The organism is Streptomyces sp. NPDC050211 (assembly GCF_040656035.1).
In the GTDB taxonomy this organism is placed as follows: Bacteria; Actinomycetota; Actinomycetes; order Streptomycetales; family Streptomycetaceae; genus Streptomyces.
The window spans coordinates 1-3,661 of record NZ_JBFALC010000158.1; the positions used below are offsets into that span (position 1 = coordinate 1).

The 3,661-nt window shown below is 76.3% G+C and carries 1 protein-coding gene; it reads left to right on the forward strand.

All coding sequences use genetic code 11. The features are described from left to right. Positions 1 to 3,661, forward strand: a 3,661-nt coding sequence (locus AB0I98_RS49575) for an amino acid adenylation domain-containing protein (RefSeq protein WP_362953090.1), incomplete at both ends; no start/stop codon positions are given.

Below are 3,661 nucleotides of genomic sequence, written 5' to 3' on the forward strand. Positions count from 1 at the left end.
CGCTCGCCGCCGGCCCGCACCGGCCCGCCGGCGCCATCGACGTCCTGGGCGCCGACCAGCGGGCCGAGCTGGAAGCCCTGGCCGAGCTGCCCGTCCCGGGCTCGTTCGCGCCCGACACCCTCACCTCGCTGGTGGCCGAACAGTGCCGCCGCAGCCCGGACGCCGTCGCCGTCACCGGCGAGGGCCGCACTCTGACGTACCGTCAACTCCTCGACGAGACCGAGCGCGTGGCGGCCGCCCTCGCCGCCGGGCACGGCATCGGCCCCGGCGACCGGGTCGCCGTCCTCGCCGACCGCGGTGCCGGACTCGTCGTCTCCTTCCTCGCCGTCCTGCGCACCGGCGCCGCCTTCGTCCCCCTCGACCCCGGCCACCCCGCTGCCCGCCTCACCCTGCTCACCCGCCTCAGCGGCAGCCGCATCGTGCTGCGGGCGACGGACGAGGGCTCCGGCGGCGACGTCCTGGCCGTGCCCGTCGTGGACCTCGACGTGCTGCGTGCCGCCCCGGCAGCGCCCGTGTGCCCCGCCTCCCCCGGGCCGCAGGACGACGCCGTCGTGCTGTTCACCTCCGGCTCGACGGGAACTCCGCGGCCCCTCGCGCTGCGTCATGACCAGGTGGCCCACAAGGTGCTCAGCGGTGCGCGGGAACTCGGTGTCGACGCCGCGACCCGCACGGCGTTGCTGTCCGCGATCACCTCGGACGCCACCACGTTCCAGATCTTCGCGACGCTGCTCGCCGGCGGCACCCTCGTCGCCGTCGGCACGCCCGACCGCATCGAGCCCGCCGCCCTGTGGCAGCGGGTGCGCGAGGGCGAGGTCACGCTCGTCAACTGCGTGCCGGGGCTGCTGTCGGCCCTGTTGCGGGGCCTGCCCGACGGGGCCGAACTGCCGTTGCGGCACCTGCTGCTGGGGGGCGACACCATTCCCCGCGGGCTGCTGCCGCGCACCGCCGGCCGGCTGCGGGTGGGCACGTTCGCCAATCTGTACGGGCCGAGCGAGGCCACCATCGACGCCACCATGTTCATCCGCCCGGGCGAGAGCGCGCAGCTCCTCGACCGGGTCCCCGTCGGCCGCCCCTCCCCCGGCTACGGCGTCCTCGTCGTCACCCCCACCGGAGAGCTCGCCCCCCTCGGCGTCACCGGCGAGATCCTCGTCGCGGGCCCCGGGGTGGCGGCCGGCTACCTCGGCGACGAGGAGGCGACCGCGGCCCGCTTCACCACCTCGCCGCACACCGGCGACGCCCCCGTGTTCCGTACCGGCGACCTCGGCCGCCTGCGCGCGGACGGTGAACTGGAGTTCCTGGGCCGCGGCGACGGCCAGGTCCAGATCTTCGGCAACCGCGTCGAGACCGGGGAGGTCGAGCAGACGCTCGTACGCCGGCCCGGCGTCACCGAGGCCGTCGTCGTCCCCCGCGTCATGGACGGGCAGACCACCCTGCACGCCTGGTACACCGGTGCCGGCGCGGCCGAGGACCTCGCGGCGGCGTTGCGTGCCGAGTTGCCCTCCCACATGCGCCCGGCCACCCTGCGCCGTCTCGACGCGCTGCCGCTGACCGCGCACGGCAAGGTCGACAAGCGGGCCCTGCGCGGCGGGCTGGAGTCCGGCGACCGCCCGCACTGGCGGCCCGCTGATCCGCTCGGGGTGCTCGTCGCCGACGCCTGGGCGGAGGTGTTCGGGCAGCCGCCGCGCAGCGGCGAGGACGACTTCTTCGCCGCCGACGGGCACAGCCTGGGCGCGATGCAGCTGGTCGGCATCGTCTGCGAGGCGACCGGCCGCCCGGATGCGCTCGCCGTCCACGACGTGTTCGACCTGCGCACACCGGCCGCCCTCACCGCGGCCCTGCGCGCACGCGGCGCCCGGCCCGGCGATACCGCCGCCGCGCCTGTCGCCGTGCCGTCCACCGGGCCGCTGCCCGCCACCAACGCCCAGCGCCGCATGTGGCTCCTGGACCGGCTCGACGACTCGCCGCTGCCGCCGTACAACATGGTCGAGGCGTACCGCATCGAGCATTCCGGCACCCCTGTGGACACCGGTCTGCTCGCCGACCGCGTCGACGAACTCGTCGCCCGCCACGAGGCGTTGCGGACGGTGCTGCGCGACGGCCCGCACGGGCTGGAGCAGAGCGTGCTGCCCGCCCCGTCCGGTGTGCTCACCGTCGAACCGGTACCCGCGGGCACCGACCCCCACCAGGCCCTGGAAGAGGCCTACGCGCGCGAGTGCGCCTGGCGCTTCGATCTGGCCCATGGCCCGCTCACCCGGGTGACCTGGCTGCCCGACTCCGGCGGCGGCACGCTGCTGTTCAACATCCACCACGCCGTGTGCGACGGCTGGTCGTACGCCGTCCTGCTGCGGGACCTGGTCGACTCGCTGCGCGAGGACGCCCCCGCGGCGCCGCCCGCGCCCCAGTACGCCGAGCACACCCATGCGCTCGCCGGCCGGCTCGCCGGACCGCTGGGCGAGGCCCACCGCGCCTACTGGGCGCAGGCGCTCGCCGACCTGCCGGAGCCGCTGCTGCTGCCCACCGACCGGCGCCGCCCCGCGGTGCGCGGCTTTGCGGGTGGCAAGGTGCGCCTGCCGCTGCCCGCCGAGCTCACCGACGCGCTCGCGGCGGCCTGCCGGGACATGGCCGCGACCCCGTTCATGGGGGTCGTCGCCGCGGTACGTGTGCTGCTGCTGCGGTTGTGCGGACAGGGCGACGCCCTGCTCGGCACGGTCGTCGCGGGCCGTACCGGGCGCCGGGCCGCCGGGACGGTCGGGCTGTTCGCCAACACGGTCGTCCTGCGGACCCCCGTCGACGCGGACGGTTCCTTCCGTGATCTGCTGGCCGCGGTGCGGGCCACCGCCCAGGAGGCCATGGCGCACGAGGAGTACCCCTTCGAGCAGCTCGTGGAAGACCTGCGGCTGCCGCGCGACGCCGGCCGCAATCCGCTCTTCGACGTCCTGGTGGAGACCGCGCTGTCCGGGACCACGGTCGCCGCGGGCGCCGACGCGCCGGGGGTGCGGCATCTCGAACTCGACCCGCCGGTCAGCGACTTCGATCTCGCCTTCAGCTTCCTGGAGCCCGCCGCGGACCGGCCGGGCGAGCTGTGGGTCGCCTACACCGACGACCTGTTCGACCGCGCCAGTGCCGAGCGCATCGGGGAGCGCTTGCTCACCCTGCTGGCCGGGCTGCTCGCCGACCCTAACGCGCCGGTACGGCGGGCGCCGGTGCTGCCGAAGGAGGAACGCCGGCGGCTGCTGCACGACGTCAACGACACCGCGGCCGCCTTCCCGGACGGCGCCACCCTCCTCGACCTGGTGGCGGAGCAGACCGCCCGCACGCCGGACCGGACGGCCGTCGTGCACGGCGCGGTCCGGCTCACCTTCGCCGGGCTCGACGCCCGCGCCGAGGCGCTGGCCGCGCGGCTGCGTGCCGCCGCGGATCCGGCGCCCGGACGGCTGGTGGCCGTCGTCATGGAGCGCACCGAGTGGATGGTCGTCGCCGTTCTGGCCATCCTCAAGACCGGCGCCGCGTTCCTGCCGCTCGATCCGGAGCAGCCCGCGGACCGGCTCGCCCAGGTGCTCGCCGACAGCGGTGCCGTCGCCGTGCTCGCCGACGGCGCCCACCGCGCCCGCGCCACCGCCGCCGCGAGCGTCCCGGTCCTCGACCCGCGCACCCCCGGGCC